Source organism: Sphingobacterium multivorum, assembly GCF_900457465.1.
GTDB classification, from domain to species: domain Bacteria; phylum Bacteroidota; class Bacteroidia; order Sphingobacteriales; family Sphingobacteriaceae; genus Sphingobacterium; species Sphingobacterium multivorum.
This window is the reverse complement of sequence record NZ_UAUU01000002.1, coordinates 792276-812787: the sequence shown is the minus strand read 5'-3', so window position 1 is coordinate 812787 and position 20512 is coordinate 792276. Positions and strand designations below refer to the sequence as shown.

Sequence of the window (20512 nt, the reverse complement as noted above, 5' to 3'; positions counted from 1 at the left end):
TGGCAATATAAAGAGTGGCCTAATTTGAGCATGGAATTGAAGGTTTTATTGGCGGGATGACTGCAAAAAAATATATTTCTATTACACGGACCTCAAAAGCTACTGCGACTAGGGATCTGCAAAGGTTGCAGGAACTGGGGATAGTTGAACAGTTGGGACATGGGAGATCTGTACGGTACGAACTCATACTTTCTTAACGCCGGGCGTAAAGTCCTCGGTGCTTCTATTACTTCTTTGTAACCGGAACCAAAATAACCTCCCCTTTATTGGTTTGATACCAGTATCTGTTGCCAAGGTCATCTTCGAAATCATGGTTCACCCGAGATTTATCAACCTTTTTGAAACTTTTTACATCTGGTCCGTTGAATATTTTATTGCCAATGAAAATATGTTTGGCATCCTTGGCGACGGCAAACTTGAGGACCTCAAAAGTCTTTGGATCTGCTTCTGAAAATATCTGTTGCTTATAATAGACATGATTTTTGTCGCGTGACCAAGTGGCGTTTCCGTTTGATCCTTCTAATAATTCAAAGCTGCCCGGATCGACCGCAGGGTATCCAAATTTCTTTCCCGAAATAACTATCAATTGATCAATGATTACTGTTTTCTCATTAAGGAATTTGATTTTATTTGACGAAGGAATATTGATTTCCAACAGGCCGATATGTTGATGAGGTTCATAATAAAGTAACTTTTTACCATCCAGTAGGATATATGCTGCATTGAGCGCCTCAACGCGAGCAGTTTTGTAGTGCAGCGAAAGAATACCTTTGTCCGTAACAACATAAAGCTGATTTTTATCTTTTACAAAGTTGCTGTTGATAACGCTGAAAGTCGCATAGTCGACGTGAAGGGGTTGATACTTATAAAAGTAATGTGCTTTATCTTTAGCTAGTGCCGGCAGTTGATCATATAACGTCGTATAAGTTGCCGGATCGGCTCCATCAATAATGGTAAGCTGGTTTTGGTTGCAATCGGAAGTAGCCGACGCAAAACCTTCAAACTTGAATACGTGTTGTTGATCGACAGGAATCCTGTTTTTCAGTTGAAAGGTCTTTACATCCACCAGCTCTTGGGGACAACCCATAAAATAGACGCGATCCTTATCGCGGGCATAGACCTCTTTAATCACTGAAAAACTAGCTACATCGGCAACGGTCTTTCTCGACCCTCTTTCAAAACCATTGCCGCCCGGTATAAAATAAATCGCGCCGCTCTTTTTATAGTAGTCTTCAGATAAAGGACTGACCTGCTCCTTGCAGGAAAGGAGTAGACTTATCAAAGCACTTAGGATTCCCATTTTTAAGCTACTGTTCATAACTGTAAATGCTATGTTCTATAGCAATTATTAAAGATCTATTCCGCTAAAGATAACGGAAATATATAAGTAATCTGTCGATTGTTTACAATTCGCTTCTCGCGAACTATAATTCGTGTATTTAAAGCTCTATTGGATTTACTTATTGGCTATTTTTAAACATACACAAGTGAAATCTAAAAAAATATTTTGTTTTTAAATTGTTAATTTATATATTTGTATATATTAACTATATAATTGTATTGTTATTGTTTTTCTTGTAATTGAATTACAAAGTGTTTAGTTACCAAATTACCAGCGGTAGCTCATTACTTTTTCATGAAGTGAAAGTTTCGATACATTTTTAATTGTGGTGCTGGTATTTCCTAAAAAGCCAAGGGGCGAACGTCTATCTAATAAAACGTGTTGACCCTATGTAGTCTCCTTGGATATTATACTATCTTTTTTACAAATTAAGTATTGATTATTTGCAATAATGGTCTTTAACAGTTTGATCTGTTGGTCTGTTTTATTGCGCCGATTTTTTAACCTTAAATCATTTAGTATGGAAATTAATAGCCAATTAATTATTGATCGGCTTTCCCAGCGTATGGATCTCGATCGTGCCTATGTCGTTAAATATCAATTTCTCGATCAGGAATCGCATCATTTAGTTTTAGCGCTTAAACCCGTGAGTGGACTTTCACACAAAGTGCTAAAACCTATTGTGGAATTGTGCTTGATGGATCAGGAGAACATTTCATTTGAATTGATTTTTGCGCCAGAATTGAAGAATAAAATAAAGCTTGGGAGCTTATTTTATTGTTATGCGATCTTGCCTCAGCATGAGATTTTTAGTAGTACACGAAGTAGTTCTCTCATCATTAAAGGTAAGGAAATACGTGGCATATTGGATCTCTCGGAAAAGTATTATGAGAAGGCGACTGCTGTATCCGCGGAGTTTTTACAGGGAGCACAAACATTTGCAGAAATAGCCAATTATCCGCGTGCCTTATTTATGGTTCACCAAAGTTTGGAAAGTCATCTGAAACTGCTTCAAGTAATGGTAGAAGGTAAGGGAAATAATGTACATAGTCTTGACAGTCGAATTCGGAGCCTGCATACGCATTTTCCGATGTTCAAATCGGTCTTTATGGGAGAGGCAGACGAAGATAAGATGCGTTTTGCATTACTGGATAATTCTTTTAATGCCGTTAATCAAAATAGAGACCTGGATATTTCAGCCGTAGATGCTTCGCAACTATATGATCGTTGTCTCGTATTGCAGGCTGCAATAGAAAAGTTGTTCCGCTACTTTACGGAAGCCTTGCAGGCCGTATACGATGCGCTTGTGGCCGCAGAGGGCGCTGCTCAAGCGGCGCTAGAAAAGAGCAAGTTGGCTAAAATGAAGGAACAAGAGCAAGTTGAAGCTGGTGCAGACTTTCATAGTTTCCCTTGGCCAGCGCAATATCAGAGCGATGTACAGGAGTTGTTGCATCAGATCCGCCAGGAAAATAACCCCGAACAAATGATGCTGCTCAATTATTACGTCAGCGATGCCCATGGAAAAGGGCTGTTTGATTTTCCTCGTCAGGAAAATGGAAAAGCAGAGATCTACCTTGTTGTGATAAAGAAGAAAATAGGTCACTGTCACTTTCGAAAAGTCGCTTACGGTCAAGTTACTGCAGTTGTAGCTTTTTTGAATACGGATTTTCTGGAGACAAAACTAAACGGGGGTAGCCGTTTCTCCCATACGATCTGGAATGAATCTGTTGTTCTCTACCGCCATTCGCGTTATAAACCGACTTATTCGGTTGTACCTGTCGATTGGCATAGTACCTTATTTAAGACCTCAATTTCATGGGTGCGGAATTCAAAACTCATGCAGGATCTTTTGGCTGTTTTTTCTTCTGAAGGCCTTTCTAGTGCCCAATTGGCTGTATTATTTTTAAATCAGTTGACTTCTATTGGACTATATAGTTATCTATATCTCCGAATCGGTTATGCGCCAATGAATGTCACCATTGCAGATCTGGTGGATTGGACCTGTATCTGTGATAAAAAGGTGAAAGAATTTTTTACAGCAAGAAATGAGGTGGAGGAAATATTGAATGCAGAGCTGTTAAAACAAATGAAAGGGCGAGTCTATGAGCTTCCTTCACCATTGGCTCAGCTTGATATGGACTATTTTAGGTCAAAAGCGAAAGAAATTACGGATTTCTTTGTCGATCTCTGCGATCAGAGCATACGGTATATGGAGCTGAAATCGGAGGTTAAGTCCAATAAACAATAAAGGAGGATTTATGGAAAATAGTGTTGAAAATCTGGAGTTAGTAACAGATGTCGTTCCGATTATACCTGACAAAGAGAAGAATAGCTTTATTATTCCTTGGGAAAACCAAGAGGATCTTTATATTTCATCAGACTACTTTCTTAAGCGCTATAAAGGAGAAACACCACTGAAAGATTTCCACCTTTATAGTTACAGCGTTAGGATAATCAAAGTCAACAAGTTTAAATGGCCATTTTCTCTAAGAAAAGACGGAAATTATAAAAACAAATATCTCAAAATTGATCTCGAGATCAAAGAAATCGGATTGAAGGTTAAGTGCGATTGTAAAAAGCGCCATGATAGTCTGTGTGATTATGTAATTATTGGACTTTATCGTAAGTTTTTAGTCAGTAATAAATTCTTACATGATTTATATGCAAAAGATATTGCCATCCTACCCGAAAGTCAGCATAAGTACTTTCAATTGGGTATTTCTAGGCTATATCACCGCAAGGACAAGGTTTGTATTGAAAATCATAATCAATTTGGTCAGGTATATAATTATTTCGACCACCAGGAGCTTGAATCGGAATTGCTAGATGCAGCATCTGAAAACCGATGGATGGAACAGCATGAGGCGCCTTTTCCGAATTTTATGTATGTTATTCCTAGAGAGCATCAGGTGGACAGACTACCCTTTTTAATACCTTTTGAAATAAACAGTAAGATAAATTATTTAGGAGAATTTGGTAATAAGTTGGCGAATTTTGCTGATAGTGATGTTTTAAAAATCGATTTATGTCGTAAGATTTTAGCTTTTTCCAAAAGTCCACAAAGACAATTAGGGGATAGGGAAAAAGATGAGATGCGAAATGACGCTGATCGTGTGGAGAAGGATTTTATCATCAGTGCTTGGCGTAAACTTTTGGAAGGAAAATCGGATCAAAGATTACGTGTTGCTTTTGTCGATAGAAATAATTTTAAAACTACAATTGAAAACTTCAAATATCCATCCAAATATCGTACAACGTATCGGAATGTGATTTTGGCGGGCGATGATCTTAGTCTGAAATTTCATTTGGAAGAAGGCAGCGATCACCTGCTTCTATCGTTAATTCTTGTCTACAAAGGAGAGGAGTTGAAAGACTATACATCCGAATGTCGGTCCAATTTCTTCTTTATCAATCTAAATGAAGACGAGTGTCTTTTTGTTGATAATCTTCAAAAGGAGTTTCTATTACGTTTCTTTTACAGTATTTCTACTAAAATAACGGTGTTAAAGCGGGACTATGAAGACTTCTTTACGCGTATGTTGATTCCATTGTCAACATCCTTTCACATAGACCTTGAACCTTTAAACAAGGATACAGTTTTTATTTCTAATACCGCTCATCATGTGCCTCAATTTAAGGTTGTGGTGGAGAAAGACGACGATGATCATTTAAATTTCGAATTGAAAGCTATGTATCCGGCCTATGAACTACATATCAGTTGATTTTTTGAAGTTCTGTGGGTAAAGCTCTTTTATATTCTTGTGGTTTATTGACGCTATATTCATTAGCGTATGTTTTAACCACAGAAATGGGTTCACCTCATGCTTTTTGCAGATAGCGAAGAAAGAGTAGATCATTGCTGATCGCTGTGCTGCCTCATGGCTTCCGGCGAACAGCCAGTTTTTGCGTCCCAGAGCAACAGGGCGAATGGCATTCTCGATAAGGTTATTGTCAATCTGCAGATTCCCGTCGCGCAGATATTCCGAGAGCATGTCCCAACGTACGTATGCATAGGCCATAGCCTTCCCGATCTGGCTTTTGGGCAGGGTGTCCTTTATTTCATCAAAGATCCATTTGCCCAGCTCGTTGATAACCGGGAGCGATTCTTTCAGCCGCAGCTCCTTGATCTTATCGGGTGATAACTTTTCTTCTTTGGCTTTTCGCTCAACTTTATAAAGTTCCTGTATCATCAGCAGTGCCTTTTGGGCCCTTGCCGGGTCATTCTTTAGGGCCTTCTCAAACTCACGGCGTGCGTGTGCCCAGCAGGCCAGATGGGTGATGTCTTTCTTTTTGCCAAACTTTTCGTAGGCCGCATACCCATCCGTCTGCAGATATCCTTTAAAGTTATCCAGCATGGATTTAGGTACATGACCACCACGGGAAGGGTTATAATCGAACAGTACCGTTTTATCCAAAGGCGAATGGTAGACCCAAAAGTACCCCTGATGGGCAGCTCCTTTTTTATCGCTGTCCAGTACTTTTATAGGGGTCTCATCAACCTGCAGATAGCCCTGAGATTTGGTATCGAAGACCAGCTGTTCATATAATGGTTCCAGTTTTTCCAGGGCCTGTCTGGTCCATCCTTCGATGGTTGAGGATGGGATCTGTATGTTTTCCCTTGCGAAGATCTGTTTTTGCCGGTATAGCGGAAGGTGGTCCTGATATTTACCTACCAATATCATCGCCAGTAAGCTCGGCCCTGCAATTCCTTTATCGATGACCCGTTCAGGCAGTTCGGCGATGGATACGCCATTTCCGTTTCTAGCTGCATATTTATAACGGATGTAACGTTTGATATAGAACTTTGCAGGCTCGCACTCCAGTTCCTCGGTAATTTCCTTGCCGATACAGACCATTTTGGAAAGGTCTCCTTCAGGGTGTATCTCGATCTCGACTACAGGGAGATGGGCAGGTAATTTAGCGCGTCCTTTATGATTGGGACGTTTACGGACATACTCGATCTTTTCTTTGATTTCTTCCTGTTGCTGCTCTGCTTCAGCAGGCTCTGCATTAAAAGGGAGCATCGTCTGATCAGGATCGCCTTCAAAGCGCTCACGCTTCTGTCCGAACTGCATACGCTGAAGCATCTCCACCTGAGCTTTCAGGTAATCACGCTCCTGTGAAAGAATCTCACGCTCCTGATGGAGGAGTTCATTCTGTTTGGACATACTGGAAACCATTTTCAGAAGGTCTTCTTTTGATAGGTTTTCCAGTGCTGTTTCCATACCCTAAAGATACTCAAAAGATACCTTTATTCCTATTTTAAGTCCATTTTTAAGGTAAAGAAAAACGTCTTTTTTGAATACTTTTTACCACCTGTATCCCTTCGACCATCAGTACCAGGTCGCTCCAGGACAATTCTCCGTTTTTTACCTTCGGCGGCATGAATGTTCCGCTCTCCAGACGCTTATAATAAAGGACAAAGCCTCCTTGTTCCCAGTGCAGCAGTTTCATATGCGTACGGCTACGGTTCAGAAATACGAAAACCTCACCATTGGTAGCCTGACGACCCATCCCCGAACTGATCAATCCACAGAGCCCGTCGAATGACTTTCTCATATCGCAAAACCCATCGTAAAGATAAAAGCGGTGCGATGACCCCAGTGCAAACATCAGTACAGACGGATCAGCTGTGATACAAGGGCAAGATCATTTTCGACCTTTATACGCACACCGTTGGGATAGATAATCTCAACATCGTTCCTTCGGGGCGCGTTGTCGATTGTGATAAAGTTCCCTCCGGTAGTGTCATTTTCTTTACTGCGCGAAAACCAATAATAAAAAGTCGCTTCCTTGATCCCATTTTCCGTGCAATACGCTTTCTTGCTTTTTCCGCTCTGTTGCCAGTCTGCTATCATAGACAGCATACGCTCACGTTTTTCTTGAAGGTTGTTCATAACAGCAAAGCTAACCACTGAGCCGACCTAAGTCAATATGTACTTGGTAGAATGGATACAAAGCTATGCTGAGTGAAAAGGAAGAATATGTAATTCCATATGGAGGAAACTTGATTTTAAAACCGGAAAATGGAACCTGCCTGTATACGGAGAGAGATCTTGTTGGCGAGCATGAGTTTAATACCTTTATTGAAGCTCAGTTGCCAAATTTGAAAAGCTGCACCAATAGAATGGTTAAGCGCTTGGAATGGCAGGCGCATAGCAACAGAAATAGACTGTATGAATTTATAAAAAAATGTAAGAGCAAGGGGTACAAAACTATTCTGAACAATATTTCAAAGGGAGCTTATTTGCTGCCACACCAACTGAAATGGGAAGTATTGGATATTCGTCAGGACAATAATGTATTTTCCATTTACATGATTTTCAAATTTGGAACAACGACCTATTTACCGGGAGAGTTTGAAGAAAAGATCATAAATGACTACAGTAGCATCCAATTGGCAGATAAATCTTTCGGATATATTAAAGCCTCAGATAAAGCATTATTTGATGTGCTGTTTAATTATGCGCTGGTTGAAACCGACTGTCTTAAACTCACTTCAGCCCAATTGCTATCTTTCCAAACACGGCTGGATCGAATTGATCCCCGTATTATTCAAAATAGCCTAGCTGAACGTCGAAAGAAACTGTTGAATACGGATGAAATAGCCCTGTTGGATGTTCCGAAAGAGATCCAGGCAGAGTTGCGCCCTTACCAACAGGCAGGATTTAGCTGGATGGTATTCTTAAGTGATTTTCAATGGGGCGGTATCTTGGCTGATGATATGGGATTAGGGAAAACCTTACAGGCAATAACGCTTTTGGAATATTTCTATCAAAATAATCCAAAGGCGGCCCCCTCAATTATTATTGTACCCAATTCCTTACTATTCAATTGGCTGTCAGAATTTAAGAAATTTTCCCCAAATCGTCGGACTGCTATTTATCATGGACAAAAAAGGAGGGAAATCACAGAAATAGAGAACGAATCCATCTTGATTACGACCTATGGAACAGTTATGATGGAGCTTGATTTTCTTAAATCCCAGTCCTTTAGTTACATGATTTTAGATGAGTCGCAGGCGGTGAAAAATCGTAATTCAAAAAGATTTAAATCGCTCACTGAGCTAAAATCCTGCTATCGCATAGCGATGACAGGAACACCGATTGAAAATGGCGTGGAGGATATCTATGCACAAATGAGTATGGTCAATCCGGGTTTTTTTGGAACTTATGGCAATTTTAATAACACCTATAAGGGGATCAAAGATGAAAATACAGCGCAAGAAACTACCCTTGGCCTCCAAAAGATGATTCAACCTTTTATTCTTCGGCGTACAAAAAAACAGGTTGCTTTGGACCTTCCTGAAAAGACCGAAACAATTCTCTATATGGATATGCTTCCAGAGCAAAGGAAAATATACGATAAGGTCAGAAAAATATTCAAGGGAGAGATTGAAAATAATCTGAATAGCGCTGATTCCACGAAATCCAAATTTTTAGCGATCGAGGCGCTGCAAAAACTACGGCAGCTTTGCAACTCCCCCATTCTGATGAAAGATGGCGGCTTCGGTCATGAATCTATTAAATTGGATTTTATTGATGAGATCATGGATGAAGTAGCTCCAAATCATAAGATTCTTCTCTTTTCGGCGTATACTTCCATGCTTAAGCTGGTGGCTCAACGAATCGAAAATAAGGGAATAGCTTATGTCTACCTTGATGGTAAGATGAATCAAGATCAGCGGCAAAATGCGGTCGAAAGATTTCAGAACGAGGACGAATGCCGTGTGTTTCTCATTAGCCTTAAAGCGGGAGGAACCGGCTTAAATCTAACGGCTGCCGACTATGTCTATATTTTGGATCCCTGGTGGAATCCTGCTGCCGAAGCACAGGCGATAGATCGTTGTTATCGAATAGGGCAAGAAAAGCATGTGATGGCTTATAAGATTGTTTGTCGGGATTCCGTTGAGGAGCACATCTTAGCCCTTCAAGAAAGTAAAAAACGAATATCCGAAGGACTGATTTTAGATGAGGCTAATCTAATGAAATCGATCAGTAAAGATGAGCTGCTTAAATTATTTGAATAACCAATTGTACACTATAATGATCAAAAAAGTATCTCCACAAAAAGCATCCTATGGGGGAATGATGTTTTCGCACGATTTTCAACTATGGTACACCTATCTAAAACGGAGAATAGAAAAGGGCTGGAGACCTGAAGAACTGTCGTTCTTGGTTGGTAGACCTGATCATGCATATTTAGACTTTGAAAAAATGTATCAGGTACGAAGTTTTTTGACCCAGGAATCGATCTTGCTGGATCGAATATACATGAGCTCATGCATTGAACCGATGGAATTCCATCGCGAAAGATATGAAGTTACCGAAGAACGTCTCGTCCGTCTTCATATTGAAGAGGACGAGGTCAGGTGGCATTATTCTATCGAAATTCCTTGGCAGTTTGTCTCGCAAAAAAAGTCTTCAATTGCATTGCAATTTGAGGAATGGAAAGCTGAAAAAGATGTCCAGCTTGAATCGGATGCGATGTTACATGTGCGCCAAAAGATTGAAGGGCTATTGGGTCTGGAATTCTTTGGGCATGGTGCAGCTCCTTGGCAACTGTTTCGGAAAGTTAAGGAAACGGGACAGGTTCATCTCCAGATTTATCCAAGGCATTTGAAAAATGTGCCGTATGGACTCATTCAGCAAAACAGGTTGGTCGTCAGAAATGTGGAAGGAAGGTATTCTTTTTATCCGGTTGATCGAAAGGAGGAGCATGCAAAATTTAATTAATGATATTCACCGAGAGAGATTTCGCGCAGAATTTTCCATGTACTATGCGGGTATTATTTATCTCCTGATATTAAATCGGATCAGCTGCGGTTTTACCCGTGAAGAAATGGCTTTCTTAATGGGACAAGAGCAAACCTATGTTAAGGAAATGGAAGAACTTAAAATCCCGTCCGGAAATCTTGAAGTTATGGTGCATCTTAATTGGGTGTTTAACCGCAGGAAAGTGGATATCAATAAATTTGATAATAAAACAAGCTATCAGTTTGAGTTGACGATTTGGGAAGAAAAGGCTATTCGATATTATCAAATGGAATATTTTATTAATTCCGTTGAAACTATGACTTTTTTTCAATTAATGGAGGAAATCAGGGTAGAAGATTCAGCCCAAGCTGAACAGTTCGCATGCGATTGCATGGTAGTGGAAATCGTTTTGGGTAAGCTTATCGAGATGGATTATTTTAAGAAATATAGAACACCGCTTGAACTATGGCGTTATGCGGAAAAGTATCTGGGAGAAAAAATTTGCATAAAAAGCTTGATGCATGAAATTGGCGTGTTCGTAGGAAAGAAAGGGAGTGCACCGCTGCGGAAAACTAAAGCCAAGAGTTTTGGCTTCCGCTATATCGCACATAAATAAAAGATATTAAAAATATGGAAGATATAATAGGAGTACCTTTAAAGGTACCACGAAATTTTCGGTTAATATGTGAGCTTTTTGGTATCGCTGTGCCAGCTTTTATTCAATTGTTTCTAGATCATTACTCTTTTATAGATCAGAATTTTAAAGATAATTCGAGCTATAATATTTCGACTAGGGCTATACGTTTTATCAACGATAAAATTCCTAAAGACCATAATTGTTTGAAGATCGAATTCAAAGATAATGACAGGGATGTGGGGATGAAATTATTGCGACGTCAGGTAAAATTAGCAGTCAATAGAAATTATAGTACCGGCGAACGTAGAAATAGAGGACGTATTATTACTGCGCAGCTTTATGATCTTTTTGCTAAAAAGGTAATGCTTAAAGATCGAATCTATTTAGATGAAAACATATACTTTAAATTGAGTAAGGATTTTCTGCTGACCTGCATTATGAATTCCGTTCATCCATCGCATTATATCAATACCATGATGCTGCAGGCATCAACACCTGATTTTTTAGCTGCAATGCACCTCGATAAAGCCACTTATAATCCAGTTTTGGGATTTATTCATCGTGTCCATGACGGTTACGGCGGCCTTATTGATTGGGAATATCGTAATACATCTTTTTTTAAACGATTTATAATGGATTTGCAGGAACTCAATAAACGCTATTTTTTCTATCGGGATCTTGATCGAAGAATTGCACTTTATCACGTCTGGCTAGATAATCTTCTGGAAACTAAGGATGACGAATTTTAGTGATAAACAACCTTTGGGAAGTTCGGGAAACAACTTGTCTTTTGATGAAGATAGCGTAATCTTACAGCGGTTAAATAGAGATAACTAGGATAAAAAAATGATGACTTCTTAAATTAAATAAATAATGGAAACATTCGAAAATATTAAATTGACAACGGCATTTAAACAATTCTGCGATCTGTTTGGTTTTAGCCCCGAAGAAGTGGTGCAGGCGTTTATTGACAAGATTGACATTGCTGAGTATATGTGTGATCCAATACACCCCGACCGTTGGGCTAACGTATTTGCGATGGAATATTTGATCCAATATACACAGTCCGAAAATAGTATCGTTGAATATGGGGAATTTGCAGAAGAGTGGGTGAAAATGATGGAGACGAATGAGGGGGGAGACCTTGTCGGAAAAACAAGATCGCTATTGGATGCTTGGCATAAAAGAGTTTTAGAGGACCGCATCCATCTTATCATGAAAGGAGATGATGGGAAGGATACAGCATAAATCTATGTTAAGTTTGATCAACCTTGTAAAATACGACGATCAAAATGTGTAGAACTAGCTAGTCAATGCCAAGGTACCTATAGTGATTATAACATGCAATCAAAATGAATTGCTATATTTAATCATGCATGCAAAACCTGAACAAAGTAAAACATCAATAGTGCCAGCATTATTCAAAGTGCTTGTTGGTACTATTGGTATTTTTGCTATTATGACAGTTTGTTTCTATCACAATGAGCTGGATGTCGATGGCAATTTAACGGTAGGATTTCCATGGATATTCTATAGGGAGGGAAGCGGCTATAGCCTTGATCTTAATGAGCAGGTCGGATACCATGAGTTTGAACCTCTAAAATTGATCGGCAATATTCTTTTTGCGGCTACTTTATATCTTCTGATTTTATGGATTTATAGTGCTTTTAGTGGGAAGCCTAAGCAATAAATCTTAGGTTTTTTGTTATCCTTTTGTTAAGTTTTTATAGCGTGCTAACCCGGTTTAGTTAAAAACTGTTAATGTTTTATTGACCCTGCCTTCATATAGCATTTGTAATCTTGTAACCATAAATCAAATGCGCTACTTATGAAATTTAAAGCCAACAATGTCTTTTGGTTGTTATGTGCCATTGCAGCGAGCTCACCCGCTGTTCAAGCCAAATCGTTCACACTAACCACGTCCCAATTTACGCATGTACAGGGGATGGTCAAAGGCCGTGTCGTCGACGCCCAAGGAAATGCTGTCGCCGGAGCAACCGTTCAAAATTTGAAAAGTAAAAAATCTGTTCAGTCTGACGAAAAAGGAAATTTTCAGATCGAAGCCGAAATGGACGATAACCTGAGTATTTCCTTTATTGGGTATAGCAGACTTGTGCAAGCTGTTACCCAATCCAATGGGCAGATATTTTCCCTACAGACTGATGAGAACACACTGGAAGAGGTGACCATCTCTATCGGATATCAGCGGATCAGAAAGTCGGATGTCACTGGAGCTATTGCCAGTGTTAAGGCCGAGGAACTCAATTTGAGCGCACCAAAATTATCCCAGGCGTTGGTTGGTAAAGTAGCAGGTGTACAGGTGATGCAAACAAGTGGTGCTCCATACGATGGGACCAAAATGCGTGTTCGCGGAATGGGATCGATCAATGCTGGTTCGGATCCATTGTACGTTATTGATGGATATCCAGCAGGAAACAATTTAAATATCAACCCCAATGATATTGAGTCTATCGATGTGTTAAAGGATGCCGCTTCTGCAGCGATCTATGGATCTCGTGGTGCTGGCGGTGTTGTCTTGATTACAACCAAGCGGGGTAAGGAAGGTAAAAGTAATGTGGACTACGAAGTATTGGGTGGCTTTGGTCAGCTCTCCAAGAAAATCGATGTTTTAAATTCGGAACAATTTATTGATCTCCTGATTGATGGTCGTAACAATTCGTATAAAGACCTTTTGGCGACGAAAGGGATTGCTTGGAGCGATAGTAGACGCTTTGATGATAATAAAACACGTATCGCCAATGTCGGAAATGCCGGCTCGGTGAGTATTCCTGAAGACTACTATGACTTTGCGTCTGGTACAGCGAAAAAAGCGAAATATGATACGGATTGGCAGGATGCCCTATACCGCAATGCACCTTTCCAACGTCATAATCTATCTACCTATGGCGGTAACGAAAAAAATCGCTATTTCCTCAGTGGATCTTATCAGAATCAACAAGGGATCATGCTTGGGACGGATCAAAAAGTCTTTAATTTTCGTGCCAATATCGATAGCAAAGTAAGCAAGAGGTTGACCGTTGGCGCAAATGTTTCATTTACATATAACGACAATAACGAGGTAACGACAGGCCGTTACGACAGAAGTCCGTCAATGGCGGCATTAATCTATCTGCCGACTCTCCCAGTTTATAACGAAGATGGAACCTATGCCAAATATCTGATGGCCGATCTTTCGGCGAACAATTACGGTATCCAGAATCCTGAAAACCCACTGGCTTATGTTACAGAGATTAAAAACAACCGTCGTGGAAAGAGAGGGCTATACAATGCCTTTGCTGATTTTTCCATTATTGATGGCCTAAATCTTAAAATAAACGGTGGATTGTCTACTTACGACGAGAAGTATGATTATTTCCGTCCAACAAGTATATCCGATGGAAACAATAAACCGTTTTCACCGCAGGCAATTTCTGCTGCCTATGCAGATGCCAAGACAAAAAATGAATTGGACAAATTGGTCGAAACAACGTTAAACTATAACAAGACTTTTGGTGGTAAACATCAGGTATCCGCTTTATTGGGCTATTCGGCTCAACGAACAGATTACGATTATCAAGGTGTGAGAGCCAACGGTTTTAATAATAATGCGATTGGGGAAATTACGGATAAAGGAGCCGACCCTTCCAATTTCCAATTACTAAAAAACGATACGTTCAAACGTACTACAACGCTCCAGTCATACTTTAGTCGTGTAAACTATAGCTTTGATTCTAAATATTTCCTTTCAGCGTCCATCCGTACCGATGGTTCATCCCGTTTCGGCCCGAATAGCAAATGGGGAACTTTCCCGTCGGTGTCAGGAGGGTGGACGCTCTCCAAAGAGGAGTTTTATACGGATTGGTTAGGGCAACAATCGACTGTCAAACTGAGAGCGAGCTGGGGACGTAGTGGAAATAATAATATTGGTGATTACAATGCGATATCCGTGATCAACTCACCAGCAGGTGTTATTCTTGGGGATAAAGTAGAAACCTCTTATACGGCAGGCAATCTACTTGATCCAAAATTGAGCTGGGAAACAACCTCGCAATACAACGCCGGTCTGGATCTCGGTTTGTTGAAAGGCCGCCTCAACATTATGACCAATTTCTACCTGAGCCGTTCCTTCAATTTATTATTCAACCAGCCACTCTCCGCTGTATCTGGATCAACAACAATCTTGACCAATTTGCCAAATTCGAAGGTGCAGAATAAAGGTTTTGATGTACAGATTGATGCAACATTGATTCGCAAAAATGAATTTGAATTAGGATTGAGCGGGAATATCAATGTCAATAGAAATAAAGTGCTCGATCTTGGTGGGGCTTCTACCATCTTGACGAATGGTGCTGAACGTTCATACTTAACGCATATTACACAAGAAGGAAGTCCAATTGGTATGTTCTACGGCTTTAAAGTTCTGGGCGTTGCAACAGAGGAAAACTATAAAACTGTCGCTCCTTCAGCGGCTTCAACAACTCCACTACAACCTGGAGATCTTTATTTTGAAGATGTGGACGGCAACGGTGTTGTCAATGATGCCGATAAACGTGTGATCGGCAATCCACATCCTAATTTCACCTATGGCTTTGCCATCAACGCACGCTATAAGGCATTCGATCTACGCGCATCATTTAACGGTTCGCAGGGTAATAAAGTGCTGGATGGCTATGATTATTACCTCTATAATATGGAAGGTTCCGGCAATCAATATGCAGATGTTGCACAACGCTATCGTTCAGCTCAAAATCCAGGAAATGGTAAAGTATACCGTGCATCGCGTGGCGGTACGCAAAGTAACAGTACGCGTCTTTCTGATTTTTATCTGCAGGATGGTTCATTCCTGCGGATGACAAATATTGCTTTGGGCTACAATCTTCCCAAAAGCCTAGCAGAAAAGTTAACACTTTCTGGCGTGAGGGTCTATGCTACAGTGGACAATCCATTTACGATTTCCAAATACAAAGGCTACAATCCGGAACCGGATTATAACCAACGCGGCAACTTAACTCCAGGTGTGGATTATGGACTTTATCCACTGGTGCGGTCGTATAACCTTGGTGTAAAAGTAACGTTCTAATAGCAGGATCAAGGAGCTATTGTGCGTGGAAATTTCAAGAAAACCTCCGTGTTAATAGCTTCAGCATTGTAAAACTAGTCCTACGAACTGCTCTTTGCGGTTATGTAGGCTGATGAAAAATAAAAAAATAACAGGATGAAAAAAAGATATATATTACCCTTTGTTTTGTTGGCATTGTCTTCATGTACCAAAGATTTTTTAAATCAGAAAAATCCAAATGCTGTCACGATCGATGATTACTTCAAGTCGGAAAATGATGTGCTTTTGGCTGTCAATGGCCTCTATCAATCACTTCGTTCGGGAAGCACGATCGGGGAATCGGGTACATTGTATAACGAAGAACGTTCGGATAATTCGGGACGTAATGATAACCAATCCAATGCTGGGGAGCCTTTTCAATTCAATGACTTTTCGTTGCTGCCAAGTAATACCTATTTAAAGACACATTGGTCGGCTATGTACGCGGCAATCAGTCGCTGTAATGTAGTTCTTTCACATGTCGACGATGTGACTTTTACAAGTGCAGAATTAAAAGGACGTTATATTGCGGAAGCGAAATTCGTTCGTGCATTATTATATTTCCATATGGTACGTAAATTCGGAGACATTCCACTATCTACCGTACAGGTGACCAGTAAAGAGCAAGCAAATGAATTGGCTTTTCGTCAGAAAGAGTCGATTGTGTACGAACAGATCATTAAGGATTTAACGGAGGCATTGTCCAGCAATCTTCCCAATACACAAAAAGATTACGTTATCGGCAGAGCATCTAAATCGGCCATCAATGCAATTTTGGGGCAAGTATACTTAACGTTAGGTGCAACGCAGACATCAGGTAATGCGGAGAATTTTGCGAAAGCAGAACAGTACCTCAATGCGGCCTACCAAATGCGAACTTTTGGTAAACTGAACGAAATCCCCTATGCGGATGTTTTCGATGTGACCAAGAAAAATAGCTGTAAAGAACTCGTTTTTCAGATTCAGTATAAACAGGGAGACCAAAACTATAGCTCAAGTATTGCCCGTAATTACCAGGCGCGAGGAGAAACCATCAATTCACGCTATAACTCGACCGGTGCGGGTGAAGTGGCAAAACTAGATTTGGTTAAAGATTACGAGCAAAGCGATATCCGAAAAGATTTCTCTGTGAAGTTTGCAACAAATACCCAGGTTAACGATTGGTTTGTAACCAAATTTAGGGATAACAGTGACGCTGCCGGTACCAATGGTTGGGGCGGAAACGACTGGATCTTGATCCGTTACGCGGATGTGATGCTGTTGTTGGCCGAGGCCAAGTATCATCTGGGTAAGGATGCGGAAGCTATCGCGCTGTTAGATCAAGTACGTGAACGTGCCGGATTGCCTTCCTATGCTGCTTCCATGTTGAATACGGCTTACCGCAGTAAATATCCAACTTTAAAGGAGGCTATATTGCATGAACGCCGTGTGGAACTGGCATTTGAAAACCAACGTTGGTTTGATCTCATCCGTAATTACAATGCACAGGAACTGGTGACTTATTTCAAAACGAAAAGCCAGGCTGATTATGGAAATGCTAAAATCTCCAATATTTCGACAAAAGATCGATACTATCCAATTCCTTTTGATGAATATAAGCTGGATCCGACACGTATGTATCAAAATCCAGGTTATTAATCTGTTATCGAATGGATATGATAAAGAATATCAGAAAAATCTTGTTACTTGTCTTGGGAATATGCTGTATGCATATTTCCAAAGGTCAGGTAAACAATATGCCTATTGGTCCACAGGATTGGCTGATCAAGAAGAATTATTATGCATCCTATTTGCTTTTAAAAGATTCTGCCCTTATACAGGAGCTCGTCAGCTCCAAGCCGATAGCACAGGTATTGGAAAAACGGTTCGAACGTTTTAACAACAGCGCTAGCTGCGCCGATCTCATGTGCTATTTGAATGCTTTCAAATGGCAGGATAACGAAATCGACCTGTTGACAGAGCAGCTGGCGGAGCAAATTGGTCATAACAAGAAGTTGGACCAGCTTGTTCAGGCGAGTCTTATTCCATCAATGACCTATGGTGTGCTGCATCATGAAACAGCAAAGGTCTATTTTACGAAAGCCTTGAAACAGGATTTAAAGGCAATGAATTATGTCGTGGACGTCTATGCGGGTGGTAAAAGTCCCAATTACCCCAAAATAGATTCGATCTCTTTCGATGTAAAACGTGCGGCCTACCTTCATCTTTTGGACGATGTAGGCCAAGACATCCGCAAAGATATTCCGACGCCTAAAACGGCATTTTTTATGACCATGATGACTGCGGTACGCTTGTTGGAAATTAATGAGCGATGGGACGCGGCACAACTAGAACCGCTGATTGAACTCGAAAACAAGAAAGCTTACGAAGCAGTCAAAAATACCGACTTCGCAAGCTATCCCTATAGTCTATTGCTGACCTTAGGAGCGGGGCCCGAGCTGTATGGACAGCCTATTAGTCCTGGTGGAATGCTACGTGCGCGAATGGCAGCCCGAAGCTACTTTGAAAAATTGGCCCCTTTTATTGTGTTGTCTGGCGGTAAAGTACATCCCTATAAGACTCGCTTTATTGAGGCAATAGAAATGAAAAAGTATCTGATCGAGATTATGGGAGTACCTGAAGCTGCAATATTGATTGATCCACATGCGAGACATACGACCACAAATTTGCGTAATACAGCACGTATCCTGTTGAATTATGGTTTTCCGAAAGATAAATACGCCATCGTTAACAGTAGTAAAGTGCACATTGATGCGGTGGAAAAAATGGGCGATCGTTGTATACGTGAATTGGGGTATATTCCTTATACATTGGGTAAACGAATTTCAGATGTGATCATCGAGTTCAAGGCAAAAGAAGAGGCCTATACGATCGATCCTGATGAACCATTAGACCCCTAGCCGACTAAGTAGGCCAATTGCTAATCCATTAACTGAGCGGATCGGCTTTGTCTATGGCTTATGGGAAGGCATGAAAAAGAAGCTGTCTCAAATTTATTGAGGCAGCTTTTTTATTAAATATGGCTATGCGATAGATTTGTGAGTTGTTTGTTGATTATTTCACAGAACTGTTCATTTGGGAAGAAAAGAACAAAAAGTAGCTTTTTAAGCTGCTTTTTTCCTTAGATTTTGCGCTATAGCCAATAAACCCCATTCTATGGACACTTTTTCCTTACCGCGGAGCATAAATCTTCGGAACCCGTGGTTCTGTTTTATGTTTCCAAAGACTGGTTCGACATCGTGACATCGCTGTTTTCTTTTGGCTATACCGACATCGCTGTTAAGCAATCCGTATGCTCTATCTTTATAAGCCTCAAGCTGTTCATTTATCTGGATGATTCTATTGCCCTGTGATTTGTGGCAAGCACCGTTCAATGGGCAGTTTGTGCAGTTTTTTGCCTGATATCTTTTTATTTTTTGCTCGAAACCTGTGGACGTGTTTTGTGTAAATAGACCTATGCAGTTCATTTCCTGTCCCATTGGACAGATATAGCAATCTTTTGCAGGGTTATAATGTAGTTTATCAACGGAGAATGGCTTCTTGCCCGAATAACTCTTTTTCTGCTCCTTGTCAAACATACCATATTTCACATAGGCCCCAATGTTTTTCCCTTCTAGTATCGCATAGTTCTCCTGGCTGCCATAGCCAGCATCTGCGGTAATGGTTTTCAGTATTTCCCCAAAGCTCGCCTCATGTTGTGCCAGATGACCGGGTAGCGTTGTGGTATCTGTGGGGTTGGGATGTATGGTGTAATTGACGATGTATTGATTGGAAGTAGATATCTGAATGTTATAACCTGGTTTGAGCTGGCCATTTTTCATATGATCCTCTTTCATGCGCATAAAAGTAGCATCGGGATCTGTCTTGCTATAACTATTTCTATCTCCAAGCGTTACTTCCTGCTCTTCATATTGAACAATCTTGGCCGGGTAGTTTTTAGTCGCATAGCGCAACTTTGCCCTCATCTTCTTGCTTACCGAAGGTTTATCGGACAAGACCCGGTTCAGGTTATCGACCGTAGCCTGAACTTTTTCGCGGTCAATTGTTGTCAGATCGGGAGGTTCCGGAAGGTTGTCCTCTGCTTTGGCGATACTTTGGGCGTATTCCCAAATATCTTTTAAGGCAGCTTTCATCTTCTCCTTATTGGTCTGGATAGCTTTTTTCCAGACAAAGGTGTATTTGTTAGCATTGGCTTCAATCTTGGTGCCATCGGTGTAAACATCTTCTATACTCAGCAGACCTTCTTCGGACAGGAGTTTGACAACTTCTTCAAATACACTACGAAGTGCTTCTTTCAAACGAACGCCTCGAAATCTGTTGATGGTATTGTGGTCGGGATAGCTCATGCCGCTCAGCCACATGAAATTGATGTTCTCCCGGCACGCCGTTTCCAATTTGCGACTGCTGTAGACATTGCTTACGTAGCCAAACACCAAAACTTTCAACAACATCTGCGGATGATAACTGGAGCAGCCTTTTATCTTATAAGCGTCCAATAGGGACTGAATGTTGATCCGGTTGATTACATCGTTAACGATACGTACCGGATGACCTTTGGACACCAGTTCGTCCAAAGTTGGAGGAATGGCCATGATCTGGTCCTGATAGTAAGGCTTAAAAGTAGGCTCTTTGAGATGGCATATATCCTTTTTGTTTACACCATAAATATATGAAAATCA

The 20512-nt window shown here is 40.6% G+C and carries 17 protein-coding genes; 12 read left to right on the top strand and 5 right to left on the bottom strand.

Annotation, left to right across the window (positions count from 1 at the left end; translation table 11 throughout):
* Positions 1–56: 56 nt before the first annotated feature.
* Positions 57–197 (top strand): hypothetical protein, encoded by a 141-nt coding sequence (locus DTA23_RS30850; protein WP_376746074.1) that lies wholly within the window; start codon positions 57–59, stop codon positions 195–197.
* A 29-nt stretch (positions 198–226) separates the two neighbouring features.
* Here DTA23_RS30850 and DTA23_RS03580 read toward each other — a convergent pair whose 3' ends face one another.
* Positions 227–1318: a DKNYY domain-containing protein gene (locus DTA23_RS03580; protein ID WP_112373848.1), complete on the bottom strand. Its 1092-nt coding sequence runs from the start codon at positions 1316–1318 to the stop codon at positions 227–229.
* A gap of 544 nt (positions 1319–1862) precedes the next feature.
* Between DTA23_RS03580 and DTA23_RS03575 the strand changes: the two genes are divergently transcribed.
* Together DTA23_RS03575 and DTA23_RS03570 are read left to right on the top strand one after the other, a co-directional pair.
* Positions 1863–3590 carry a hypothetical protein gene (locus tag DTA23_RS03575; RefSeq protein ID WP_112373847.1) on the top strand — a complete coding sequence of 576 codons (1728 nt, stop codon included), beginning with the start codon at positions 1863–1865 and terminating at the stop codon, positions 3588–3590.
* Between the two features lie 10 nt (positions 3591–3600).
* Complete coding sequence (locus DTA23_RS03570) at positions 3601–5064, top strand: hypothetical protein (protein WP_112373846.1); 1464 nt, start codon at positions 3601–3603, stop codon at positions 5062–5064.
* On the opposite strand, the gene tnpC is transcribed toward DTA23_RS03570, so the two are convergent.
* Genes tnpC through tnpA form a run of 3 tightly spaced genes read right to left on the bottom strand, consistent with a single transcriptional unit; the run spans position 5050 to position 7239 of the window.
* Positions 5050–6567, bottom strand: coding sequence for an IS66 family transposase (tnpC, locus tag DTA23_RS03565; protein WP_112373524.1), 1518 nt, complete (start codon positions 6565–6567; stop codon positions 5050–5052). The genes DTA23_RS03570 and tnpC overlap by 15 nt on opposite strands.
* 49 nt (positions 6568–6616) lie before the next feature.
* Positions 6617–6955, bottom strand: coding sequence for an IS66 family insertion sequence element accessory protein TnpB (gene tnpB / locus DTA23_RS03560; RefSeq protein WP_112373523.1), 339 nt, complete (start codon positions 6953–6955; stop codon positions 6617–6619).
* Positions 6955–7239: an IS66 family insertion sequence element accessory protein TnpA gene (gene tnpA, locus DTA23_RS03555; protein ID WP_239468721.1), complete on the bottom strand. Its 285-nt coding sequence runs from the start codon at positions 7237–7239 to the stop codon at positions 6955–6957. The genes tnpB and tnpA overlap by 1 nt, the downstream gene beginning before the upstream one ends.
* 65 nt (positions 7240–7304) lie before the next feature.
* Between tnpA and DTA23_RS03550 the strand changes: the two genes are divergently transcribed.
* The 9 genes from DTA23_RS03550 to DTA23_RS03510 all read left to right on the top strand — a co-directional run bounded on the left by DTA23_RS03550 (position 7305) and on the right by DTA23_RS03510 (position 18733).
* A complete protein-coding gene (locus DTA23_RS03550) occupies positions 7305–9371 on the top strand; it encodes a DEAD/DEAH box helicase (protein WP_112373845.1) in 2067 nt (688 codons plus the stop codon).
* A 16-nt stretch (positions 9372–9387) separates the two neighbouring features.
* Positions 9388–10077 (top strand): hypothetical protein, encoded by a 690-nt coding sequence (locus tag DTA23_RS03545; RefSeq protein WP_112373844.1) that lies wholly within the window; start codon positions 9388–9390, stop codon positions 10075–10077.
* The gene (locus DTA23_RS03540; RefSeq protein ID WP_112373843.1) at positions 10061–10714 is read left to right on the top strand and encodes a hypothetical protein; all 654 of its coding nucleotides are present in this window, start codon (positions 10061–10063) and stop codon (positions 10712–10714) included. Before DTA23_RS03545 ends, DTA23_RS03540 begins: the two co-directional genes overlap by 17 nt.
* A 14-nt stretch (positions 10715–10728) precedes the next feature.
* Positions 10729–11484: a hypothetical protein gene (locus tag DTA23_RS03535; protein ID WP_112373842.1), complete on the top strand. Its 756-nt coding sequence runs from the start codon at positions 10729–10731 to the stop codon at positions 11482–11484.
* A 124-nt stretch (positions 11485–11608) separates the two neighbouring features.
* Positions 11609–11983 (top strand): hypothetical protein, encoded by a 375-nt coding sequence (locus DTA23_RS03530; RefSeq protein ID WP_070563422.1) that lies wholly within the window; start codon positions 11609–11611, stop codon positions 11981–11983.
* 124 nt (positions 11984–12107) lie between these two features.
* Entirely contained in the window at positions 12108–12425 is a 318-nt protein-coding gene (locus tag DTA23_RS03525) for a hypothetical protein (RefSeq protein WP_070563425.1), read from the top strand.
* A gap of 138 nt (positions 12426–12563) precedes the next feature.
* Positions 12564–15815: a SusC/RagA family TonB-linked outer membrane protein gene (locus DTA23_RS03520; protein WP_112373841.1), complete on the top strand. Its 3252-nt coding sequence runs from the start codon at positions 12564–12566 to the stop codon at positions 15813–15815.
* A gap of 135 nt (positions 15816–15950) precedes the next feature.
* Positions 15951–17471 carry a RagB/SusD family nutrient uptake outer membrane protein gene (locus DTA23_RS03515; RefSeq protein WP_112373840.1) on the top strand — a complete coding sequence of 507 codons (1521 nt, stop codon included), beginning with the start codon at positions 15951–15953 and terminating at the stop codon, positions 17469–17471.
* 11 nt (positions 17472–17482) lie between these two features.
* A complete protein-coding gene (locus DTA23_RS03510) occupies positions 17483–18733 on the top strand; it encodes a YdcF family protein (protein ID WP_239468799.1) in 1251 nt (416 codons plus the stop codon).
* A gap of 204 nt (positions 18734–18937) precedes the next feature.
* Here DTA23_RS03510 and DTA23_RS03505 read toward each other — a convergent pair whose 3' ends face one another.
* A complete protein-coding gene (locus tag DTA23_RS03505) occupies positions 18938–20476 on the bottom strand; it encodes an IS1182 family transposase (protein ID WP_256602862.1) in 1539 nt (512 codons plus the stop codon).
* Positions 20477–20512 lie beyond the last annotated feature (36 nt).

Bases quoted from the DNA above. Each gene is read 5' to 3' on its own strand.
- DTA23_RS30850 (WP_376746074.1), top strand. From the start codon at position 57: ATGACTGCAAAAAAATATATTTCTATTACACGGACCTCAAAAGCTACT.
- DTA23_RS03580 (WP_112373848.1), bottom strand. From the start codon at position 1,318: ATGAACAGTAGCTTAAAAATGGGAATCCTAAGTGCTTTGATAAGTCTA.
- DTA23_RS03575 (WP_112373847.1), top strand. From the start codon at position 1,863: ATGGAAATTAATAGCCAATTAATTATTGATCGGCTTTCCCAGCGTATG.
- DTA23_RS03570 (WP_112373846.1), top strand. From the start codon at position 3,601: ATGGAAAATAGTGTTGAAAATCTGGAGTTAGTAACAGATGTCGTTCCG.
- tnpC (WP_112373524.1), bottom strand. From the start codon at position 6,567: ATGGAAACAGCACTGGAAAACCTATCAAAAGAAGACCTTCTGAAAATG.
- tnpB (WP_112373523.1), bottom strand. From the start codon at position 6,955: ATGTTTGCACTGGGGTCATCGCACCGCTTTTATCTTTACGATGGGTTT.
- tnpA (WP_239468721.1), bottom strand. From the start codon at position 7,239: ATGAACAACCTTCAAGAAAAACGTGAGCGTATGCTGTCTATGATAGCA.
- DTA23_RS03550 (WP_112373845.1), top strand. From the start codon at position 7,305: ATGCTGAGTGAAAAGGAAGAATATGTAATTCCATATGGAGGAAACTTG.
- DTA23_RS03545 (WP_112373844.1), top strand. From the start codon at position 9,388: ATGATCAAAAAAGTATCTCCACAAAAAGCATCCTATGGGGGAATGATG.
- DTA23_RS03540 (WP_112373843.1), top strand. From the start codon at position 10,061: ATGCAAAATTTAATTAATGATATTCACCGAGAGAGATTTCGCGCAGAA.
- DTA23_RS03535 (WP_112373842.1), top strand. From the start codon at position 10,729: ATGGAAGATATAATAGGAGTACCTTTAAAGGTACCACGAAATTTTCGG.
- DTA23_RS03530 (WP_070563422.1), top strand. From the start codon at position 11,609: ATGGAAACATTCGAAAATATTAAATTGACAACGGCATTTAAACAATTC.
- DTA23_RS03525 (WP_070563425.1), top strand. From the start codon at position 12,108: ATGCATGCAAAACCTGAACAAAGTAAAACATCAATAGTGCCAGCATTA.
- DTA23_RS03520 (WP_112373841.1), top strand. From the start codon at position 12,564: ATGAAATTTAAAGCCAACAATGTCTTTTGGTTGTTATGTGCCATTGCA.
- DTA23_RS03515 (WP_112373840.1), top strand. From the start codon at position 15,951: ATGAAAAAAAGATATATATTACCCTTTGTTTTGTTGGCATTGTCTTCA.
- DTA23_RS03510 (WP_239468799.1), top strand. From the start codon at position 17,483: ATGGATATGATAAAGAATATCAGAAAAATCTTGTTACTTGTCTTGGGA.